The 21,907-nt window shown below is 43.6% G+C and carries 19 protein-coding genes and 2 riboswitches (1 of these 21 only partly in view); of the genes, 9 read left to right on the top strand and 10 right to left on the bottom strand.

Annotated elements, in window-relative coordinates; all coding sequences use genetic code 11:
• Positions 1-48 precede the first annotated feature (48 nt).
• From V3C97_RS00535 to V3C97_RS00520, 4 genes are all read left to right on the top strand, one after another.
• Positions 49-702, top strand: coding sequence for an HD domain-containing protein (locus tag V3C97_RS00535; protein ID WP_338434253.1), 654 nt, complete (start codon positions 49-51; stop codon positions 700-702).
• A gap of 157 nt (positions 703-859) precedes the next feature.
• A complete protein-coding gene (locus tag V3C97_RS00530; RefSeq protein WP_338434252.1) occupies positions 860-1,744 on the top strand; it encodes a metal ABC transporter solute-binding protein, Zn/Mn family in 885 nt (294 codons plus the stop codon).
• A 6-nt stretch (positions 1,745-1,750) separates the two neighbouring features.
• On the top strand, positions 1,751-2,407 hold the full coding sequence (locus V3C97_RS00525; protein ID WP_338434251.1) for a metal ABC transporter ATP-binding protein: 657 nt from the start codon (positions 1,751-1,753) through the stop codon (positions 2,405-2,407).
• The gene (locus V3C97_RS00520; RefSeq protein WP_338434250.1) at positions 2,407-3,204 is read left to right on the top strand and encodes a metal ABC transporter permease; all 798 of its coding nucleotides are present in this window, start codon (positions 2,407-2,409) and stop codon (positions 3,202-3,204) included. Before V3C97_RS00525 ends, V3C97_RS00520 begins: the two co-directional genes overlap by 1 nt.
• Before the next feature lie 34 nt (positions 3,205-3,238).
• On the opposite strand, the gene V3C97_RS00515 is transcribed toward V3C97_RS00520, so the two are convergent.
• The 5 genes from V3C97_RS00515 to V3C97_RS00495 form a co-directional block, all read right to left on the bottom strand.
• On the bottom strand, positions 3,239-4,684 hold the full coding sequence (locus V3C97_RS00515; protein ID WP_009553955.1) for a nicotinate phosphoribosyltransferase: 1,446 nt from the start codon (positions 4,682-4,684) through the stop codon (positions 3,239-3,241).
• Positions 4,685-4,809: 125 nt separating this feature from the next.
• Positions 4,810-5,586 carry a carboxyltransferase subunit alpha gene (accA, locus tag V3C97_RS00510; RefSeq protein ID WP_338434249.1) on the bottom strand — a complete coding sequence of 259 codons (777 nt, stop codon included), beginning with the start codon at positions 5,584-5,586 and terminating at the stop codon, positions 4,810-4,812.
• On the bottom strand, positions 5,570-6,424 hold the full coding sequence (locus V3C97_RS00505; protein WP_338434248.1) for an acetyl-CoA carboxylase carboxyltransferase subunit beta: 855 nt from the start codon (positions 6,422-6,424) through the stop codon (positions 5,570-5,572). Before V3C97_RS00505 ends, accA begins: the two co-directional genes overlap by 17 nt.
• The gene (locus V3C97_RS00500) at positions 6,424-7,791 is read right to left on the bottom strand and encodes an acetyl-CoA carboxylase biotin carboxylase subunit (RefSeq protein ID WP_216543718.1); all 1,368 of its coding nucleotides are present in this window, start codon (positions 7,789-7,791) and stop codon (positions 6,424-6,426) included. Before V3C97_RS00500 ends, V3C97_RS00505 begins: the two co-directional genes overlap by 1 nt.
• Positions 7,792-7,795: 4 nt before the next feature.
• Positions 7,796-8,218: an acetyl-CoA carboxylase biotin carboxyl carrier protein gene (locus V3C97_RS00495; protein WP_338434247.1), complete on the bottom strand. Its 423-nt coding sequence runs from the start codon at positions 8,216-8,218 to the stop codon at positions 7,796-7,798.
• A 126-nt stretch (positions 8,219-8,344) separates the two neighbouring features.
• Positions 8,345-8,392: riboswitch (PreQ1 riboswitch) on the top strand.
• Between the two features lie 7 nt (positions 8,393-8,399).
• Between V3C97_RS00495 and V3C97_RS00490 the strand changes: the two genes are divergently transcribed.
• The 4 genes from V3C97_RS00490 (at position 8,400) to V3C97_RS00475 (ending at position 12,078) form a co-directional block, all read left to right on the top strand.
• A complete protein-coding gene (locus V3C97_RS00490) occupies positions 8,400-8,894 on the top strand; it encodes a QueT transporter family protein (protein WP_009553960.1) in 495 nt (164 codons plus the stop codon).
• A 204-nt stretch (positions 8,895-9,098) separates the two neighbouring features.
• Positions 9,099-9,698, top strand: a complete 600-nt coding sequence (locus V3C97_RS00485; RefSeq protein WP_009553961.1) for a nitroreductase family protein — start codon at positions 9,099-9,101, stop codon at positions 9,696-9,698.
• A 61-nt stretch (positions 9,699-9,759) separates the two neighbouring features.
• A riboswitch (FMN riboswitch) is annotated at positions 9,760-9,880 on the top strand.
• A 91-nt stretch (positions 9,881-9,971) separates the two neighbouring features.
• Positions 9,972-10,544, top strand: coding sequence for an ECF transporter S component (locus V3C97_RS00480; RefSeq protein WP_338434246.1), 573 nt, complete (start codon positions 9,972-9,974; stop codon positions 10,542-10,544).
• Positions 10,545-10,785: 241 nt separating this feature from the next.
• Entirely contained in the window at positions 10,786-12,078 is a 1,293-nt protein-coding gene (locus V3C97_RS00475; RefSeq protein ID WP_338434245.1) for an NlpC/P60 family protein, read from the top strand.
• 73 nt (positions 12,079-12,151) lie between these two features.
• On the opposite strand, the gene V3C97_RS00470 is transcribed toward V3C97_RS00475, so the two are convergent.
• The 4 genes from V3C97_RS00470 to V3C97_RS00455 all read right to left on the bottom strand — a co-directional run bounded on the left by V3C97_RS00470 (position 12,152) and on the right by V3C97_RS00455 (position 20,003).
• A complete protein-coding gene (locus V3C97_RS00470; protein ID WP_338434244.1) occupies positions 12,152-13,957 on the bottom strand; it encodes a SpaA isopeptide-forming pilin-related protein in 1,806 nt (601 codons plus the stop codon).
• 219 nt (positions 13,958-14,176) lie between these two features.
• On the bottom strand, positions 14,177-15,505 hold the full coding sequence (gene potE, locus V3C97_RS00465; RefSeq protein WP_009553966.1) for a putrescine-ornithine antiporter: 1,329 nt from the start codon (positions 15,503-15,505) through the stop codon (positions 14,177-14,179).
• 30 nt (positions 15,506-15,535) lie between these two features.
• Positions 15,536-17,716, bottom strand: coding sequence for an ornithine decarboxylase (gene speC / locus V3C97_RS00460; RefSeq protein ID WP_027826615.1), 2,181 nt, complete (start codon positions 17,714-17,716; stop codon positions 15,536-15,538).
• A gap of 505 nt (positions 17,717-18,221) precedes the next feature.
• A complete protein-coding gene (locus tag V3C97_RS00455; RefSeq protein ID WP_338434243.1) occupies positions 18,222-20,003 on the bottom strand; it encodes a glycoside hydrolase family 13 protein in 1,782 nt (593 codons plus the stop codon).
• 144 nt (positions 20,004-20,147) lie between these two features.
• On the opposite strand from V3C97_RS00455, the gene V3C97_RS00450 reads away from it, so the two are divergent.
• Positions 20,148-21,521: an NAD-dependent succinate-semialdehyde dehydrogenase gene (locus V3C97_RS00450; protein ID WP_338434242.1), complete on the top strand. Its 1,374-nt coding sequence runs from the start codon at positions 20,148-20,150 to the stop codon at positions 21,519-21,521.
• A 64-nt stretch (positions 21,522-21,585) separates the two neighbouring features.
• Here V3C97_RS00450 and V3C97_RS00445 read toward each other — a convergent pair whose 3' ends face one another.
• Positions 21,586-21,907, bottom strand: the final stretch of a protein-coding gene (locus V3C97_RS00445) for a DUF975 family protein (RefSeq protein ID WP_180849065.1). It continues 371 nt past the right edge of the window; the window shows 322 of its 693 coding nt (coding positions 372-693); the start codon falls outside the window, past its right edge; its stop codon occupies positions 21,586-21,588.

Below are 21,907 nucleotides of genomic sequence, written 5' to 3'. Positions count from 1 at the left end.
CTGGGATTATCCATAATTGACCTAATCTATATCGAAGGAGTGGTCCTGATGAATCAAGTCCAACTAAACGCGATCCAAAAATATGCCCATGCCCAACTCCAAGCCGATAGAACCGGCCATGGTTTCGACCATATCCAACGAGTTGTGGCGATTGCACGGCAAATTGCTACTCAAGAACAAGCCAACCTATTTATTACTCTAGCAGCCGCTTACCTTCACGATGTGATCGATGATAAACTCGTTGCCAACCCTCAGGCAGCTCAAGCCCATGTTCGTACTTTTCTAAGTACAACTGGATTAACCCCAACTGAAGTAGAACAAATCATGGTAATCATTACCAATATGTCTTTCGCCAGCACTTTAAATAAAAACACCCCCTCCCTATCATTAGAGGGCCAAATTGTTCAAGATGCGGACTGGCTTGATGCTATCGGCGCAATCGGCATTATTCGGGCAGTCTATTTTGGTGGGGCTCATGGTGAAAAAATCCACGATCCTGCAATGCCACCGCGGCATAATATGTCCAAAGAAGAGTACCGTAACCTCGACCATGAAACGATCATCAATCATTTTGATGAGAAGCTTTTTAAAATCTCTGCTATGCTCAATACCCCTACCGGGCGAAAAATGGCTGCTCACCGCCACCGCTTCATGCAAGAATTCCTCGCCGAATTTTACGCTGAATGGGCTGGCAAAAAATAATTTAAATCGTAATTACCAGCATTCAATTGCTGGTTTTGTTGTCCTTAGTCCCCTTCTAAAGCGTAATTGTCCTTTTCCTTGATAAATATCCCTATTGACAGGTTAGATAGTAATGTTTACTATTTAACTCGAACTTATTTTATGAGGAGGTATCCCCTTGCGGTATATACGCTTTGTTTGGCTGAATTTGCTCCTGATAGTTAGTGCTATTATCATCAGCGGTTGTAGCTTGCGAACACCTACTAAATCTACGACTAAGATTCAAGCTGTAGCAACCACCAATTTTTATGGTGAATTAGAACAGGCTGTCCTAAAAGATCACGGACAAGTTTACTCAATTATTGACAGTGCCAACGTTGATCCCCATGAATATGATCTCACCATCAAACCAGCTCGAAAGATTGAAGACAGTGATTTGGTCTTATCTAACGGGGTCGGCTATGACACCTGGGTTACTAAAGTGACGAGCAAACGCCATATCACTGTCGGCGAAGATATCGCCCATATTTCTCCTGGTGCCAATGAACACCTCTGGTACCGGCCTGATCTGATGAAAAAAGTGACGCTGAAATTAGCAGCTGAATTCAGTCAGATTCAACCGCAACATCGCGCTGTCTTTTATGCCAATGCTAAAGCCTATAATCAACAACTATCGCAACTAACTGACCTTTTAGCTACGATTAAGCGCCACAACCAGGGGGAAAAAGTAGCCGTTAGTGAACCAGTTTTTGATTATGCACTAGCAACGATGGGCTACAAAGTTATTAATCAGCACTTTGCCCAAGCCATCGAAGAGGGAACCGATCCTTCGTATGACGATATCGCCCAGCTCCAGGCTGACATCCGTCATCACCGAATCGCCTTCTTCGTTGAAAATACCCAAAGTGACGCTCCAGTCATTAACCAACTGGTCAAACTGTGCCACCAGCATCATGTGCCGGTGGTCCAGGTTACAGAAACTATGCCCCCAGGCAAGAATTATCTCTCCTGGATGAAAGATGAATTCATGCAAGTTCGCAATATACAGAAAGGAATTGATTAAGCAGTTATGGATTATATTTTACAAGTTGATCATTTAGATCTTAGAATCCCTCAACGGCAACTCTTTAAAGACCTATCCTTTGAGATTCCCCAAGGAGCTTTAACTTGTATCACAGGTGAAAATGGTGTCGGCAAGACTACTTTAATCAAATACCTCCTGCGTCATATCAACCGGGAATCAGCCACTGTAACCATCAATCTTACTCCTGACCAGGTACAATACGTTCCGCAGTTACGGAATATTGATGATGACTATCCTTTAAGTGTTGCTGATTTCGTAGCGCTTGGTTTCAAACACCGACTCCTCCCTTGGAATACCCCACGGATGAAACAAACCGTGGCTGACCTCTTACACGAAACTAATCTAACCAAGATTGCGCGCCAACCCCTCGGTAAGGCATCAGGTGGTGAAAAGCAACGTGCCTACCTGGCACAGGCCCTTTGTGCTGAACCACAATTACTAATTATGGATGAGGCGACTGCCAACTTGGACCAAGAATCAAAGCATGAGCTCCTCCGTTTGCTTAAGCGCATCATACCTCAACGCAATCTAACGGTTATTTTTATTACTCACGATCCTGAATTAATTACTACTTATGCTGATTACGAACTTCACCTTGCAAACCAGACCGGTCATTTGACTAAAAAGGAGGCGCAAAATTAATGTTTTACTACGACTTTATGCGATACGCATTCATTGCCGGAATCTTCATCGCTGTTATCTGTAGTTTCATGGGGGTCTTTGTTGTCGCTAGACAAACCTCCTTCTTTACCCATACTCTATCTGAAATTGGCTTTTCTGGCGCTTCCTTTGCTATTTTTGCCGGTTTCGAGCCAATTTTAGGAATGCTCCTTTTCACTTGTACCAGTGCCTTATTTATTGGCTTTTCTGGTGAAAAGCTCGGACGCCGTGAAGCATCCATTAGTGTCTTTTCAGGCTTATTCTTAGGATTGGGGATTCTCTTCTTATCCCTTTCTGAAAAGCAAGCAAGTTACGCCACTAATATCCTCTTTGGAAGCATCATCGGGATCACCGCCCCTAATCTCCGGACCCTTATCTGGCTGAGCATCTTGCTGTTAGTGGTAGCCTTCTTCTTGTTCCGCCGTTTAGCTTATAATTCTTTTGACGCGCAAGGAGCTGAGTTCAACCAACGGGCCAATCGCTTAGTTTCAATAATTTTCTTATTAATGTTAGCTTTGACTGTTAGTATTACAGCCCAAATTATCGGGGCCCTATTAATCTTTGTCCTCCTGACCATCCCCGCTTCGGCAGCTAAATTTTTTGCCAGTTCTCTCCCCAAGATGATCGGGCTTACCTTCAGCTTCGTCTTGATCGGCATTTGGCTCGGACTTGCGTTGAGCTATTGGACTAATTGGCCAGCTAGTTTCTTCATCACAGTGCTTGAAGCACTGTTTTACGGCGTCGCTTTACTTAAAGATCGCCTCCTTAATAACAAGTAAAAAACGCCCGGTTTTGAACTGGGCGTTTCTTTGCTTAGTAATTTTCTGTATATTGACTGATAACTGCTTGCTGCAAAGCATATAGTTGCGGTGTGATATACACTGGGAACTCATCTGGATTCAACCGCCGCTGGGTTGCTTCTGGTAGCTCTGCTAACTGTTGTTTACTGAACTTTTGAATTGCGAACACATCCGGTGTGCTGGTCAAAAGTTTCGTACCGTTCATCACCTCTGTTTGTAATGGGCGCGCCTCAAAATTATTCAGTAACTTATTTTGTTTAATCGCCATCGGATCAGCTGTCACCGCATGAATAACGATTGGCAAGCGTTCATCTTTCAACGCAATTAGATCAGCAAAGGCTTCATTAGTTCCTTTATGATAGAGGCGATAGACCTGTTTCAAACCTGGTAATGTTAGTTTACCCCGGCTAGCAGACAACTTAATCTTAGGAATCAATTCACCATCGCGTTCAACCGCCGCTAATTTGTATACCCCACTCAACACGGGTGATGAAGAACTGGTAATCAACTCTTCCCCTACCCCCAAGGCGTCAATTTGGGCACCTTGGTGTAATAATGAAGAAATGATTTCTTCGTTGAGTGAGTTGGAAATGGTAATTTTAGCGTCGGGGAACCCTGCTTCATCCAGCATCTTCCGCGCTTGCCGTGAAAGAGAGGTAATATCCCCCGAATCAATCCGAATCCCAAAAGAGCTATGCCCTTCTCCTTTCAACCGCTGAAATGTCTTGATGGCATTAGGAACTCCTGAATTCAGGATATCGTAAGTATCAACCAACAAAGAACAATTATCTGGATAAATATCCGCCCATGCATTGAAAGCATCGATTTCAGAGTCGAATGCCTCAATCCAACTGTGGGCCATCGTTCCAGAAACTGGAATATCAAATTTTTTCCCCGCCAGTACGTTGGAAGTAGCCACTGCCCCACCAATGATTGCAGCCCGCGCTCCAAAGAGTGCTGAACTTGGTCCTTGAGCCCGACGAGCACCGAACTCCATCACTGGCAACCCAGCAGCAGCAGCAGTAATCCGCCGTGCCTTGGAAGCAATTAGCGTCTGGTGATTTAAAATATTGAGTAAGAAAGTCTCATATAATTGTGCTTCCATCAACGGGCCACGAATGGTCATCAATGGTTCCCGCGGAAAAATTGGGGTTCCTTCTGGCACTGCCCAGATATCACATGTGTTTTTGAAATTCTGCAAATAAGTCAAAAACTCTTCATCAAATATGTTCAATGAACGTAAATAAGCAATATCCTCTTTAGCAAAGTGCATGTTTTGGATTTCTTCCAAAGCCTGTTGGAGCCCAGCAGCAATCACAAAGCTCCCATTATCTGGGACTTGACGATAAAAAATGTCAAATACCCCACGTTGTTCACGGTCTAGAGCACGTTGGAAACCAGCTGACATAGTGAACTCATAGAGGTCTGTCAGTAATGCTAAATTATCTCCGACTTTCATAATTTCTATTGTTATTCTCCTTAGATTTGCTAGCACGGACGCTAAACTGGTCGGGCTAAATGTTTTAAAACCATAATAAATGATTTTTACCCTTGAAACAAGCTATCATCCCTGCCATGTACTTCTTAAAACTTCCGAAAACGCGCATGGCGTTGGCGCACCAGTTCATTCCCTGGTAAGGCGCGTAACTTTTGTAATTGTTCCCATAACACTTGATCAATATTAGTGCATACTTCCTTATGATCGTCTGGTTCAGGGATTATCCCCTCTATTACCTGTTGCTTCAGCAATGCTTGGGGGGTTAATTGCATCTGCTCTGCCGCTAACCCCGCCTTTTTACTGTCTTTCCACAGGATAGCAGCAAAACCTTCTGGGGAAAGAATTGCATAGGTACTATACTCCAACATCCAAACTTGATCACTAACGGCTAAAGCTAATGCACCGCCACTCCCTCCTTCACCATAAATCACAGTGATCACAGGGACTTCAAGTTCGCCCATCGCCAAAATACTCTGGGCCAATGCTGGACCCTGCCCTTGTTCTTCTGCTTCCGGACTAGGGTATGCTCCCGGGGTATTAACAAATACCAACACTGGGCGGTTAAAGTGGGCTGCTTGTTGCATCAGACGCAAAGCCTTGCGATAACCCGCTGGCATCGGACTTCCAAAATGCGTTTGTTGGCGTTCTGCCAGGTCCTGGCCCCGGTTGGTTATGATGACAGTTACCGGCTGGTCGTGGAAAGTTGCCCAACCACCGATGATTGCAGGATCATCTCCGCCCACCCGGTCACCATGAAGCTCAAAAAAATCAGGAAACAAATGTGTGATTAGCTCCTGCGCCGTAATCTTATCTGCCCGCCGGGCGCGTTTTACGACCTGAGCTGCATCAAGCTTGGACATCATTTCTACCTCCATTTTTCAATAACCATCCGAGAACCTTTTTTTCATCTTCACGTTGCACAATTTGATCAATGAAACCGTGTCGGAGGACATTTTCTGACGTCTGCAAGTCCGGCGTTACTGTGGTTTGGATGGTTTGTTCAATTACTCGTCGCCCCGCAAAACCAATTAAGGCATGTGGTTCAGCCAGAATAATGTCGCCATCCATCGCAAAACTAGCCGTCACACCCCCTGTTGTTGGGTCCGTCAAAATCGTTATATATAGCAAGCCTGCACGGTGGTGGGCTGCTATGGCCTGCGAAATTTTCGCCATCTGCATTAACGAATGGATCCCTTCTTGCATCCGTGCACCCCCCGAAGCCGTTACTAGTACAACTGGGAGTTGGTGGGCTGTCGCATATTCAAACAGGCGGGTGATTTTTTCACCGGCCACAGTTCCCAATGATCCCATGATGAACAGTGGATCCATGATCCCTAAAGCAAACGGGGTCCGCTCGATAGTTGCTTTTCCTGTTAAAACCGCATCGTTAAGCTGTGTTCGCGCTTGGGCAGCCGTTATCTTTTCCATATAACCTGGAAAATCTCTCCCCACAACAGTTGTCAGTTCAGCATCCATCTCTGTAAATTCATCTACCAACCACGCTAAACGCTGCCGTGCCGCCTGCCGTTTGCCTGCACCACAGTGGGGACAAGTGCCATAACGATTAGTCGCCACTTTGGCCCAAGTGCCATGACAATAATGACACTTCTCCCATAAGTCATCTGGAACTCGCTGCATAGCTTTTTTATCTGCCTGAATATGACGCTCGCTGAGGGTATTCTTTTTATCATACAAAGCCATCACATATCCGTTCCTTTCCAAGCGGGAAGAATCTCTTTTTCCAACGTTGTAATCGTCGCCTGCCCGCCAACAAAAAGCGGGTCTGCAAGAATTGCCTGCTGCAATGCTTGATTGGTCGTGACTCCCCGAACTACCAATTCGTTTACTAAACGTTGGGCCTTGGCCCGGGCTTCTTCGCGATCAGATCCTTGTGCAATCACTTTAGCAATCAGTGAATCATAAAAAGGTGTGACCACATCCCCCGGATATAACGCCGTATCAATCCGCACGCCCAAGTTTCCTGCTGGAAGATGTACCATTGTCACCTGACCAGTAGCTGGGCGGAAGTCGTGGGTCGGATCTTCCGCATTGATGCGACACTCGATTGCATGTCCGTGTGCTTGAATATCATCCTGCGTAAATGACAGGGGTAAGCCCGCTGCCACCCGCACCTGTTCTTTGACCAAGTCTATCCCCGTGATCATCTCTGTCACGGTATGCTCCACCTGAAGCCGGGTGTTCATTTCAATGAAATAAAAATGGTGGTCCTGATCCATCAAAAATTCAATCGTTCCCGTATTGGTATAGGCAATCACATCCATTACCCGGAGGGCAAGCCGCCCCAAGTATTTTCTCTCCGCTGAGGTCAAGCCGGGGGCTGGACTCTCTTCAACCAATTTCTGTTTATTGCGCTGAACTGAGCAATCACGCTCTGGAAAATAAACTTGGTTCCCCTGGTGATCAGCAAAAACTTGGACTTCGATATGTCTGACCCCCGTCAGTATCTTTTCCAGATACATTCCCTGGTCTCCAAAGGATAATAGGGCTTCTTTTTGGGCCCGGGTAAAGACACGTTCCAATTCTTGTTCACTTTCGACACGGCGGATGCCCTTGCCACCACCACCGGCAATTGCTTTTAACATTATAGGATAGCCTAATTCACTAGCGGCTTGCTGCGCTACTCCCAGGGTCGTAATCCGCCCCTTGCTTCCAGGGACTACTGGAATCCCGTTTTGCCGCATTTCTTGCCGCGCATGCTCCTTGTTTCCCATCAAATCAATCGTCGTTGCTCGGGGGCCAATAAAAGTTAGGCCGCATTGTGTACACAAGTTAGCAAATTCGGCATTCTCGGCCAAAAAACCATATCCGGGGTGGATTGCTTGTGCTCCAACACCCACTGCTGCTGCAATAATATTTTGCATATTCAAGTAAGAGTTTTGGGGTTGCGCAGGTCCTACACAGACCGCTTCATCTGCCAATTGAACATGTAAACTATCCCGATCAGCAGTTGAATAAATCGCCACTGTTTGAATTCCTAATTCTTGTAATGAGCGAATGATCCGTACTGCAATTTCACCTCGGTTAGCGACTAGAACCTTTGTAAACATTGTTTCACCTGCTCTCTGCCACTTCCATCAAGGGTTGCCCAAATTCAACTAACTCACCATCTTGAACAGCAATCGCCGCCACTTGACCAGCATGTTGATTTTTTATCTCCGTTACCATCTTCATAGCTTCAATAATACAAACAGTTGTCCCTTCCTCAACTTGATCACCCACTTGTACATATGGTGGTTGATCGGGTTGGGGACGCAAATAGACTACACCGACCAGTGGTGCAGTGACCGTTTGCGTTTCAGCTTTAGCAACTAATGCCGGGTCCGTTGGGGGGGTCTCACTTTCGATAGGTGCCGATATTTGTGAGCTCTTGTTCTTACTCAAGCGTAAATGGAAATCACCATTATCAATCTCTAGTTCACGCACTGTCATTTGTTCAAAATCCCGCATTAGCTGACGAATTTCATCCAAATCCATATTTTTGTCCTCTCTTAAATTTATTCCGTTATAGTCAATACCTTTCATTATACCAAATGTTCTTGGTTTGCAGATTGTTCCCCACAAACCTTAATAAATCTGCTATACTAGCATGTGTTTCTTGAAACACAGGTGGTTCGCAACCATCCCACCTTTATAAAAAACTAAGGAGAGATTTAATATGGAAAATACATCTAGTCACACACGGTTAGTGAGCCTAGTTAAAGCCGCCCTGATCGCTGCTTTATACATTGCTTTAACTTTGATTAATCCGCTAAGTTACGGAGCAGTTCAGTTTCGTGTCTCAGAAATGCTCAACAATTTGGTTGTTTTCAACAAACGCTATATTTGGGCATTAACCCTGGGATGTGCAGTAGCCAATATCAATTCCAGTTTGGGAGTTGTCGATATGGTTTTTGGAACCACCGAAACCCTCCTGATGACAGCTCTGAGTTACTGGGTAAGCCAACACATCTCAAGCAAAGTCGGCAAACTGGTCGCAACTGTCATCATCTGTGCTGCTATGTCATGGATCATTGCCCTAGAACTATTTTATGTTATGCACCTACCATTCTGGGCTTCGTACATTTCAGTTGCAGCCGGCGAACTCGGGGCCATGGCCGTTGGCGCTATTTTAGTTTACTTGATTAGTGAACGGATCGACTTAACTAAATAACCATCAGCATTTTTATAGTAATCAATTGAACGAAGGGTACTTCTTTGAAGTATCCTTCGTTCTTTTTATTAAACTTATCTTCCTGCTCCAACCTATATCCATTTCTACCCGCAAAAAAATATTATTTTTAACTTGCTTATTTTTAGTAAGCAAGTTATACTAAAAACAACAAGTTAATTACATATTGTTTTGGAGGTAATCATTATGGAATCTAAATTAGTTGAATTAAACAAAAAAAGACATTCTATTTACGCGCTAGGCGAAAACTTACCACTCACTCAAGATGAAGTTTATGAATTGGTAACTGATACTATTCAATCTTCACCAACTGCTTTCAATAGCCAAACGGTTCGTGCCGTTGTGCTCTTCGGCGAAAAGTCAAACCGTGTTTGGGACATCGTTGAAGAAACTTTACGGAAGATTGTACCAGCAGAAAACTTCCAGTCTACTGCTGACAAGATCGCAAGTTTCCGTGCCGGAGCCGGAACAATTCTGTACTTCACTGATATGCCAACTGTTGAAAAGCTTGAAAATGACTTTAAGCTCTATGCTGACAACTTCAAGCCATGGGCAGAACAAGCAATTGGTGGGGCACAACAAGCAGTTTGGGTTGCCTTGGCAGAACAAGGAATTGGTGCTAGTCTCCAACACTACAACCCACTAATTGATGATGCCATTCGCGCTGAATTTGACTTACCAGCTGGTTGGCAATTGCGTGCACAAATGCCATTTGGCTCTATCGAAGCTCCAGCTGAAGACAAGCCAAAGCTGGCCAAGGATGAACAATTCCGGCTTTTCAATTAATCGCTGGACTTGTGACTACTATTAACTTGTTGTATAGTTTTAGCGTAATTAAATATTTTTGGTTTATCTTCAGGGCAGGGTGTAATTCCCGACCGGCGGTAAAGCCCGCGACTCCCATTATTGGGACTGACTTGGTGTGATTCCAAGGCCGATAGTTATAGTCTAGATGGTAGAAGATGGATTTTAGCATACCTAAATCCTCCTTGAAGTGGGAGGATTTTTTTGTTTGATCCGGTCCATGGAAGGTATTCCTCATCTTTAGGAGGTTTTACTATGGTGCAAACCAGAACTAGAAAGTATGTAGTCGCCGCTGCTTTGGCTGGACTAGCATATCTTTTGTATTATATTTCTTTCCCCGTCATTCCGGGGTTTACTTGGATGAAAGTCGACTTTTCGGATTTACCGATCTTGTTAGCTTTCTTTATCCTTGGTCCAGCTGATGGGCTTTTGGTCGCAGTTTTGCGGTCCTTGTTATATTTTGTTTTAACCGGCTTTGATGCAGCCAACTTTATTGGGATTGCAGCTGGTTTTCTGGCAACTGTAACATTTGTGTTTAGCTTATATCGCTTCCTAGCGGCGCGGGATAAAAGCATAACAAACATCATTATGGCGGGTGCTATTGCTACCATTGCACTCACTGTTGTGATGAGCTTAGCCAACTGGGCAGTTGTCACTCCCCTCTATATGCGGGTTATTGGTTTGCAACTGCCATTCAGCGTTGGACGCTATGTACTAACAGTTGTCGCTCCATTTAATGTTATTAAGGGGATCTTGTTAACTGTTGCCTTTGGTTTAATATATCGCCACTTGGAAAATTGGATCGAACACAAACATCGTGAATATTAGCTTACTCATCAAATCCGTGCTAACGCACGGATTCTTTTTTTGCAAAAAAAGAAATCTTTTTAGCTTTTTGCAAACTTACTTATTGCTGCTTATCCTGAACAAAACAAATACCGACGCCACTTAACAAATATATTACAAAAAGAAAACTAATTGTAACATTTAAGCCGTAGGGATTGTAACCGATTTGCTATACAATAGGAAGTGTCAATATTACTATCTGGAGATAGACGGGAGTGAGAGCATGAACAATAAGACAAAAACACTGTTAGCTGGAACTGTGGGAGCAGCTGGTTTATTAGCTGTTTCTGCTCAGCCTGCTAGCGCTAATACCACTGTAAAGATCCAACCTGGTGACTCTGTATGGCATTTCGCTCAAAAGTACGGTGTCTCCATCCAATCAATCGAAACATTAAACAAGATTAATTCTGATACCCACCTAATTTATGCTGGTGCATCATTGGAGATTCCAACTGCTAACAAGGCAGCTACTCCTAAGCAAACCAGCACTAAGCCTGTCACTAATACATACGTAGTTAAGACTGGGGACACCCTCTGGTCCATCGCTCGCGCGCATAACATGAGTGTCGATAGCCTACGTTCAATGAACAACATTGCTAGTGATAATGACCTTATCATTGCTGGACAAACATTATCTGTTGTGGCTAAAGCTCATACTACTCCTGGTGCAACTGCTGCTACTACTCAGACAGCAACCAGCGTGACTGAACGTACACCACAAGTTGTTCCTGCTAAGAGTGCGGCTGTTGCTACAACACAACAAGCTGCAACCCCTGCACCTGCAACAACTACTACAACTGAAAGTCAAACTAGCAGTGTTCAAACATCTAGTGCAAGTTCCGTAGCTACTTCTTCAAGCACAACGACTTCAGCTACTCAGCAACCAACTACAGCTGCTCCAACAGTTGCTACCAGTTCTTCCACGGAAGCTACTACTACAACTACCAGCAGCAGTACTGTTGCCAAAGCCGAAACTAGTGTTGCTGCTACACCAGCTCCTAGCCAAACAAGTACTACTACCCAAACAGCACCAACTACTACCGCTGTTACTAGTCAGCAAGCAAATACCACTACTGCAACTCCTACTGTGCATGAATCAACTCAAGCAACGGCACCAACAGCTACGGATTACAAGCAAGCTGCAACTAACCCTGTTAGTTCAGCAAGCAATGCCGCTGCTGTAACCATTGCTCAAAAGTACCTTGGTACACCATATGTTTGGGGCGGAACTACTCCAAGCGGTTTTGACTGCTCTGGCTTTACCCAATACGTTTACGCTCAGTTAGGCAAGAGCATTGGGCGGAATACCATTGCTCAAGAATCCGCCGGGACACAGATTGCTGTGAGCCAAGCTCAACCTGGGGACTTACTTTTCTGGGGAAGCAAAGGGAATACTTACCACGTCGCAATCTATGCTGGTAATAATACTTATATTGCTGCTCCTCAAGAAGGCCAAAACGTCAGCTATGGTAATATGGCTTACTACATGCCATCATTTGCTGTCCATGTAAACTAAGAGCAAACAATTACATCATAAAAAGGCTACATCCTATGCGGTGTAGCCTTTTTATATTCATCAATTTAGGTATTTAGAATAACTTTCTTCGAAACCCCAACACTGTTCCTACTAATATGATTAATCCATATACCATTAAGGAAACTCCCGCTCCTGTTTGCGGCAACTTCGTATTAACCGAAGTAGCTGCAGTAGCTTTAGCGGTTGCCTGTTGCTGTCTTTCCTTTTTCTCTGCTGCATTTACTTCTGCAGGTTTAGGTACTATTTGCAAACCTATTTCCTTACCTGTTGTCTTTGTACCCAGCGCTGGTTCCTGGTCACCTATTAATGGCAATTCCGGTACCATTGGTAATGCTGGTTTTTCTGGATCCTTTGGTAGGTCTATCTCATTCGGATTTGCTGGAATCCTAGGTTCTTCCGGTGGTTCCTTTTCATCGGAATTCATTGGAACTTCAGGATCTTCTGCTGGTTCTTTTTCGTTTGGAACCTCTACTTCTTCTGTATCCTCCGCTGGGTCCTTTTCACCCGGAACTTTGGATGTTTCGTTGTCTTCTGCTGGCGGTTCTTTCTCGCCTGGATTTGCTGGTTCTTCTGGAGCAGGCTTTTTATGGTTGATAATCTCCAACGCTTGCCCTTCACCCCTGCTTAATACCTCAACCTGCCAAGTACGGTCCCGTACTTCATCTAGGTCAATCCAGTCTGGCGCGGCAATTTCACGAACAAAATAAGTCCCCGCGATCATATTCTTTAAGCTGATAACGCCATGGGAATCTGTTGTTGCCTGCCATTTTTTCCCAGTTTGCGCCGTGATTTCAAAAGTTACCCCTGGTAAGAACTTGCGCGATCCGTTCTCGTCATAATATTTAATGATTTTTAGTTCTCCTGGCTTAGTACCAGTCACACTAGCATCAAAATTGACATTGCGCACCGTCGCAGCGAAGTCATAGTCTTGGGGTGTTTGGCCAGCTAGCTGGTAGGAACCAGTGGCCGTATTGGTGAAACTGACCGCAGTTGGGTCCGTTATTTCCGTTAAATAGCCTAGAGAAAAACTATGACCGGAAAATTCTGTTCCAGCAAAGGTGGCAGTAATCACTGATCCCTCAACCTTGATTGCCGATTGTGGAAACCGGGCCTTAAAGTCAGCCAGCGGAATGTATTCCGTACCATCAAGCCAAATGTTGATTCGGTTTGGATCCAAGCTTAAACCGGCAGGAATTTGATCCGTAAAAGTGATCTGGCCCGTCAAGTCCGCAGCGTTAGAGTTAAAGTATACGCCCCAGTTGACCCAGTTTTTGCCAGCATAACTCTGGACCGCACCGGTCTTAGACCCTGCCCACGACTGATGGTGGGTTATTTCATGACCATCACTAGCTCCTGCCTGCATCGTGACATCGACATTCACTGTTCCAGAACCAATGTTTAACACCCGATTATTCGAGGTATCATTAAACGCTTGAACAGTAAATGTAAAACTACCATTGATATTCTGTAAATTATTGACATTGTCATTAAAAAGTAACTTGGCTCCCGTGGCATCTACCGTATAGGTTGCAACCATTGTACCATCAATGTACAGGTCTTTTTTTCCATTAAACCCTTGCAAAAATGCGTGCGCATTTTCACTTTGAGTCGACCAATTAACTAAAATATAATCGCCACCGTGAATTTCACCGCATTGATCACTAAATGTTCCCTTTACGTTCAGGTAAGCTCCATGTTGATAAGTATCCTGCTTTCCTTGATCACGGTCGGAAATTTTCAAATTAGTGATGTGATCACTAATATTACGTCCCATATCAGCATGGACAGAGTAATTACCCAGGGTAAATGCAAATAGCAGCAAACTGATCAACCCGATGAACAGTTGTTGCTTCTTCACTACTATCTCCTCCTTAATTTATAACTCTTATAAATTACCTGAACATGTAGCTAGAGTCAATTGTGAATGAGCACCTTGCTCATCTGAAACGTTTTCACATTAAAACGCTATGAAAATAGTAGTAGTGACGGCAACTTGAAAATATGTACACAAAAACCCCACGAGATTTTCCTCGTGGGGTTCCTGTTAAGCTAATTCAGCTCGGCAATAATCAAATGATTATTTGCTTTCCTTGCCAAGTGGCATGAAGTTGTGAGCGATGAAGCCCCAAACTGTCCAGCCGAAGAAGGCAATGATAGCACCGATTAACATTGATTCGGCACCACAAGCGTACATGGAGTACAAACTGTAAAGACCAGCTACGAATGCAATTGCATTGGCAGTCTTAGCCTTGCTATCAGTTTGACCTGCACGGATTTGGATAATCTTAACCGCAGCCATGCAAAGTACGTATGGAACTAAGTTAGTGATAACGGCAATGTTAACTAATTGGTTGAACTGTTCGTTCAAGTTTGGACTCATAGTCATCAATGACAGAATCAATTGAACGATCATTAAGATAGTCATACCAGCAACTGGTGCGTCGTGCTTGTTGAGCTTCTTGAAGACAGCTGGGAAGTAACCAGCGTTTGCAGAAGAACGGAACACTTCGGCAACAGTAAATTGCCAACCAAGTAATGAACCGATACATGCTAAGGTCATTAATGCCATAACGATCTTACCAGCCATTGCACTGTGGAACATAGTTGCAAATGCTAAACCGAATGGAGCAGTTGAAGTAACAAGATCCTTGTTATCAACGATACCAGCCATAACGTTAGTAGAAGCAATGTAGATGATACCAGCAATGATTGTACCGCTCAAGATAGCGATTGGCACGTTCTTTTGTGGGTTTTCTACGGCGTCACCGTTAGCAGCAGCAGATTCCAAACCAAGGAATGACCACAAAGTAATAGGAATAGAAGAACCGATTGCTTTGCCGAAACTCAAGTGGTGTGGATTCCATGCAGCAGCATACTTGTGACCGCTGAAGAAGAACCAACCAACAACAGAGATCAAGACAACTGGGATGATAACGCCCCAAACAGTGACGGAACCAATCTTACCAGTGATTCTTGGACCCCAGAAGTTAGCTATAGTAGTGATAACAACCAATGCCATAGTTGCCAGGGAAGTTTGTACGGCATTCAATTCAATACCCAAGCAAACGGCACCGTAACCAACGGCAGAAACACCGATGGCAACGTTAGCGATAACTAATGACAAAGCGTAAGTAAAGTTTGCCATGAAGTTACCATTCTTACCGAAAGCATATTCAGCATAACCACCCATACCGTTGGATGTATTTTCACTGAACATACCACAGCGAGCGAAACCATAGGACAGGCACAAAGCACCACCCAGAGTAACTAACCAAGAAAGAACTGATTCAGTACCTACTTGGGCAAGTTTGGATGGTAACATGATGATACCTGAACCCATCATGTTAACAGCAGTGATGATAGTTAACTCAGTAACTGTCATCTTTTGGCTTGAAGATTCAGCCATTTTCTCCACCTCAATCCAGTAATTTATGAACTATTTCTTGTCTAAAACTGATTCGTCCTTTAAGACATAACCAAAGGCACGTACCTTACCATTTGGTTGTGGTTCGTTGTAGACCCCTTGAATTTCAGGAGCGAAGCCAGGGAACTTGTTAATACCATCTTGAAGAATCAAGAAGTACTTAGTAACTGATTCGTTCCAACGTTCACCTGGTGCAATCATGAAGATTCCTGGAGGGTATGGTAAACCACCTTCGAGGGCTACACGGCCTTCGATTTCATCCAATGGTACCAATTCAGCGTTGTTCCGGATTAATTCCTTATCAGCATCGAATGGAGTCATTGCTCTTTCTGGGAAGTAATCTTCTAAGAAGGCACGCTTTTGGTATGTCTTAGCATCGTTTTCCTTATAGAAGTTGTGCATTTCTAAGCAGAGATCTTGAACCTTATAACCCTTGTAACGGTCTGCGTTTTCTGCATAGATTTCTGGAAGGACATCCTTCAAATCAGCATTTTCGTTTACTAAGTCTTCGAAACGAAGGATGGAATTAATTAAGTTATCGATCTTAGTCTTAGTTTCAGCAGGAGTGATTAAGAATTCGATTGAGTTCAAGTCACTCTTTTCTGGAACAATACCGTGTTCACGCAGGTAGTTTGCTAAGATGTTTGCTGGAATACCAGTCTTGTCGTATTCACCAGTTTCCATGATGATACCAGGAGTTCTGAAGATGATCTTCAATGGATCAACGTAGTATTGATCGTCGCCGTAGCCTTCGAAACCGTGCCACTTGCCACCCTTGTCGAACTTCCAGTAGTCAATGTTTGTAGCTAAGATGTCAGTATCAACATCTTCCCACTTTTGACCATTTACTACAGGTGGTACAAGAGGGATGAACATCTTGGATTCCTTCAAGATTCTCTTCCGAGCGTAGATAGCTAACTTAACTGTGTCTTCCCACATCTTAGCACCATGCTTGCCTTCTTGGAGGTATGCGTTAACGTCCAAGGATGCATACAATGGGTAGAATGGAGAAGTTGAAGTAAACTTCATGTAAGAGTTATTCATGCGCTTGTGAGTGATGTAGCGCTTTTGACCCTTAATGTGGCTATCCTTCTTGTGAATTTGTGAAGCTTGTGATAAACCAGATTGTTGCTTGTGAACAGATTGGGTCACGAAGATACCAGGATCGTTAGGTCCTAATTCGAGAAGTAATGGAGAACCATTCTTCATCATTGGAATAAATTGCTCGTAACCAACCCATGCAGAGTCGAATAAAATATAATCGCATAAGTGACCAATTCTGTCGACAACTTGGCGTGCATTGTAGATAGTACCATCGTAAGTACCTAATTCAATAACAGCCAACCGGATAGGACGTTCTTCATTTTCACGACCTGGTGCTACCTTGGCGATTTCTGCACGAATGTGATCTTCGTTAAGAACATGGTCAGAAATACCACCGATGTAACCGAAAGCATCTCTTTCAGTTTGCAGGTAAACAGGAATACCACCAGTTTCTTCCAGTGCTGAAATGTACATTGACTTGTGGTTGTTCCGGTCAAACAATACTAAGTCGCCAGGTGTAACTGCAGCGTTTGTAACGATGGAGTTAGAAGTGGATGTACCGTTAACAGCAAAGTAAGTCTTGTCAGCGTTAAATACCTTAGCAGCATGTTGTTCAGCGTCTAATGCGGCGCCACCGTGAGTCAAAAGATCCCCAACTTCTGGGTCAGAAATACTTAAGTCAGAACGGAACAAGTTTTCACCGAAGTAATCAACAAAAAGACGACCAGCTGGGTGCTTCAAGAATGACTTACCGTTGTGGTGACCTGGTGTTGTAAAACTCAACTTACCTTTTTGAGAATATTCAACCAAGTTCTTGAAGAACGGTGGTAACATCTTTTCTTCGTATTCTTCAGCTGCGCTTTCGATTTCGCCATCGTAGATGTTACGGTATGCCTTATCGTTGTCGATAAAGTGGAATACCTTACGACGAGTTTCAGCAGGCACTTCAACCTTACCAGTCATAACCATGAATACAGGAATGCCAAAGTATGTATTGTAAACTTTGTCAACTAATTCTTGGTCTTCATCAGTAATAACTACGGCTGCAACATCTGTGAAATCAGCGTCTGTGTAAGCATCAACAATGCTACGCTTAGTAGAGAAATACTGTTTAGCATCTTCTGAAGCTGCGATACTCAATAATTTCATTTTGTTCCTCCTTAGTAAAGAAGCACGCCTAAAGAACCGGCCTTGTTCTTTAACCATGCATGTAAACTACGAAAAAGCGTATTCACAAGACGGATGCTTGGAATGATGACCCTCACCATTTGCCATCAGGTACCAACCTCTCAATACCATTTCCAATGACTTGTTCCCATACAAGTCACATCCTTCATATGAATGTAACGCTTCCAGGCACACTTTAATTATATACCTGAATAAGTAAAGTTCAATATACTCAAATACATTTCTAAGCTAGAACTAATCATCACTTTGACCGTTTTCACTGTGTAGTATTCAAAATATGTAATATAAGCACATTTAATCACGTTTAAAGCCGGAAAAAGGCATAGATCATCCACCCTTTTTGGGGTTTTTTTCTCATTATATTCTCACTATATTGCGTATTAAGCTGAAAAAGAACTGGGAACCAGCGTTTAGCTGGTCCCCACTTTGTGAGTTATTCCGCGTTTTTTGTCTTAATTTACTACCCTTAGGTCGTCAATTCAATAATCAAGAAACCATTAGAACCAATCTTTTCCTCATGGTCTAGCAAATTCTGCGACAGAATTATGCGTGAGTTTTGCGGGCGCACAAACTTAATTGCTGTATAGCCAAAATTGAAGAGGGCAAAAACCTGATGTTTGCCTAACTGCCGGGTCAAGCTCAAGTAATTGTATTTATTGGATCGTGGTCCCCACTGGAAATCACCATAGCTTAACAACTTAGCAAAATTACACCGGAAGTGTGTCAGAACCTTCACAAACCGTAACATTTTTTTATCCTGCTTATCTTCATCCCAAATCATACTCTGGTAAATCCGAGAGGCTTGATGGTTGGTCATCCCCACTTCTGTCCCATAGAAAAGACTTGGCGTTCCGATTTGTAAGAAAGTTAATGCCAAAATCATCCGCACCAATGAGCTGTCTCCATGACAAGTAGCTAATAACCGTTGGGTCACATGGCTCTCCACTGCGTTAAACATCACTTCGTTAGTTTGATCACGGTACAAGGCCATCTGATCATTGATTACCGAAATCAGTTCCGCAACGGACAGCTCTTTATTAGCAGCAAACCTAGTAATAGCTTCGGTAACTGGATAGTTAACCACTCCATCTAGTTTACCCGGTTGAACAATGCGTTGGTTACTATGCTTAACTTCTCCTACCAAATAGATTTCTGGGTTAATTTCTCGGACAGTTGTTGCAAATTCGCGCCAGAACTTTTGGTCAACCTCAGCGGCGTATTCTAGGTGCCAGCCATCAATATTGAATTCTCTCGTCCAATAAGCTGCTACCCCTAGTAAATACTTCCGCACTGCCGGGTTAGCAGTGTTTAGCTGGGGCATATGCGGGTTATTTCCGTGAACGTTATACGTTAGGTCGTACGCAATATCTGGATTGTCTGTTGGTTTATAACCTACCGGGAACCGACGAATTTGGAACCAATCTGCAAACCGGGAAGCCCGACCTTTCTCTTGCACATCTTGCCATTGCAAAGAGGTATCACTCATGTAACTGAAAACCCCGTCCAGCATGATCCGCATGTTACGCTTATGTAGCTCATCCACTAACTGCTTAAATTCCGCCTTAGTACCGAGGCTAGGGTCAATACTAAAATAATCTACCGTATCGAACTTGGTACTACTATATGCGGTAAAGATTGGCATCAAGTAAATTCCATTAACCCCTAAATCTTTGAGGTAGTCCAAGCGTTTGATCAAACCAGCCAAGTCACCCCCGAAACATGCGTTCGGATGAACCGCTTGATCCCCCCAAGGCAGGGTTGCCGGCGGGTCATTTTTGACATTACCATTGGCAAAACGATCAGCAAATAGTTGGTACCAAACCGTTTGCCGAACCCAGTTAGGCGCCCATTTTTCGTCACTCAAATGTACAAAAGGAACAATAAAACAATCCATCCGCGCTAAGTTCTGCTCATTGTATGGCATGATTCGGCGGTCATCATAAATAACTTGTTCGCCGTCTTTACCTTCTACCCAAAAGGCGTACTGCAACCGCCGTTGCGGGATGTTAATTGCCAGTTTCCAATAATCATGGTTCAGTGTTTCGGCATCTTTAATCATTGCTACTTCTTGATAATTCCATTTACGTTGACCTTTTTCATCAAATTCAAAGTCATATGGATCCCCAAAAAGCAGTTTGACCTGCGCAACATCTCCATGCTTGGTTCTTAGATAAATGTGATATTCATTGCGTGTGTAGATAAAAGCCATTTCACTATCCGGCCGGTGATACAATGCTGCCTGATCCATGTTGCCAACCTCAATTCCATCATAAATTTCTTTTTCTATTGTACTTCATTTCTTTGCAGTTGCCAAAATGCTTTAAATTAGCAAATGAAATCGTTTCCCACTATAATTAAACTTGTATTCATTTAGATTGAGGAGGATTTTATTATGGCATATCAAACAATCTACCCTTATACGGGTGAAGTTTTACATGAATTTCCCAATGCAAGTGATGAAAAATTAGAAGAAACCCTAACGGTTGCCCACCGTCTTTATCAACAGTGGCGCCAGGAAAAACCGGCCACTAGAAAACCAGTCCTGCACCGCTTGGCAACCCTTTTACGTGAAAAACGGACTGAAATGGCACGGATTATGACCCAAGATATGGGGAAACTTCTAACTGAAGCTGCAGGCGAAGTTGATCTATGTGCTGACATTGCAGATTATTACGCTGATCATGGCGAAGAACTCCTCCAACCAGTTGATCTTCCTTCTGATAGTGGCAAAGCCTACTACCTCAAACAATCAACGGGGGTAATTGTCGCCGTTGAACCATGGAATTTCCCATTCTACCAAATCATGCGGGTCTTTGCACCCAATTTTATGGTGGGGAACCCGATGATCCTTAAAGATGCTTCTTCATGTCCTTCATCGGCCCAAGCTTTTGCCGACCTAGTTCTGGAAGCTGGTGCACCAGTTGGCAGTTTAACCAATTTATTTATTAGTTATGACCAAGTTAGCGCCGCCATCAACGATCCTCGGGTTGCCGGTGTTTGCCTCACTGGTTCTGAACGCGGGGGAGCAGCTGTTGCCCAAGAAGCCGGCAAAGCACTCAAAAAGACTACCCTTGAACTGGGCGGAAATGATGCTTTCATCGTTTTGGGTGACGCAGATTGGGACCTCTTGAAGAAAGTTGCTCCGCAAGCTCGGCTTTATAATGCTGGTCAGGTCTGCACATCGTCCAAGCGTTTCATCGTGATGGACAACCTCTATGACGACTTTGTTGCTATGATGAAAGAAGCATTTTCTCATGCTAAACTTGGTGATCCGATGGACCCAGAAACTGTTGTCGCCCCATTAAGTTCTAAGGGTGCGCTCGAAAAGTTAACTGCTCAAGTTCAAACTGCTGTTGATCATGGTGCAACTGTTGTATACGGCAACGAACCAGTTGAAGGACCAGGATTCTTCTTTAAGCCAACCATTCTAACTGATATTACGGAAGACAATCCGATCTTTGATCAAGAATTATTCGGTCCAGTTGCAGTTATTTACAAAGTTCACAGTGAAGCTGAAGCTATTGCCCTAGCAAACAAATCGAGCTACGGTTTAGGAAACACCGTCTTTAGTAGTGATGTCGCTCACGCCAAAGAAGTGGCCGCCCAGATTGAAACTGGTATGTCCTGGATCAATGCCGGTTGGGCCTCCTTACCAGAGCTACCATTCGGTGGGATCAAGAATTCTGGTTATGGCCGTGAATTGAGTCACTTAGGTATGAATGCCTTTGTCAATGAACATTTGATCTACGAACCATACCAAAATTAAGCTAATTTTAACTATGTAAAAAGTGCCAGGTGTTGAAAAAATTCAACGCCTGGCACTTTTCTTATTATTGTTCACTAGTCAAATGACGATAATAGTTAACAAATGTCATCTGCTTGTACGGAGAAATCCATAAATACCCAATTCCTAAGGTAAGCATTCCCAATAAATCCCAACCAATGAAACTTAGCTGTAAGACAAAAAATTCCATCTTATGACCATCCATTAGTTTCCGGCTCAAGGTGATGTAGTCTAAATAACTATACTTATCACTTTCACCCCGATCTTTAATATCTTTGTAAATAAAGAATGCTTGGGAATATGAATATCCTTTGATAATACCTGGGATCACTAATAACAGACTCCACAGGAAAATAAAGATATTGCGT

The sequence above is a fragment of the Ligilactobacillus saerimneri genome (assembly GCF_036689625.1).
Classification (GTDB): Bacteria; Bacillota; Bacilli; order Lactobacillales; family Lactobacillaceae; genus Ligilactobacillus; species Ligilactobacillus saerimneri.
Note: the sequence above shows the minus strand (reverse complement) of the source record. Positions and strands in the feature narration are given on the sequence as shown.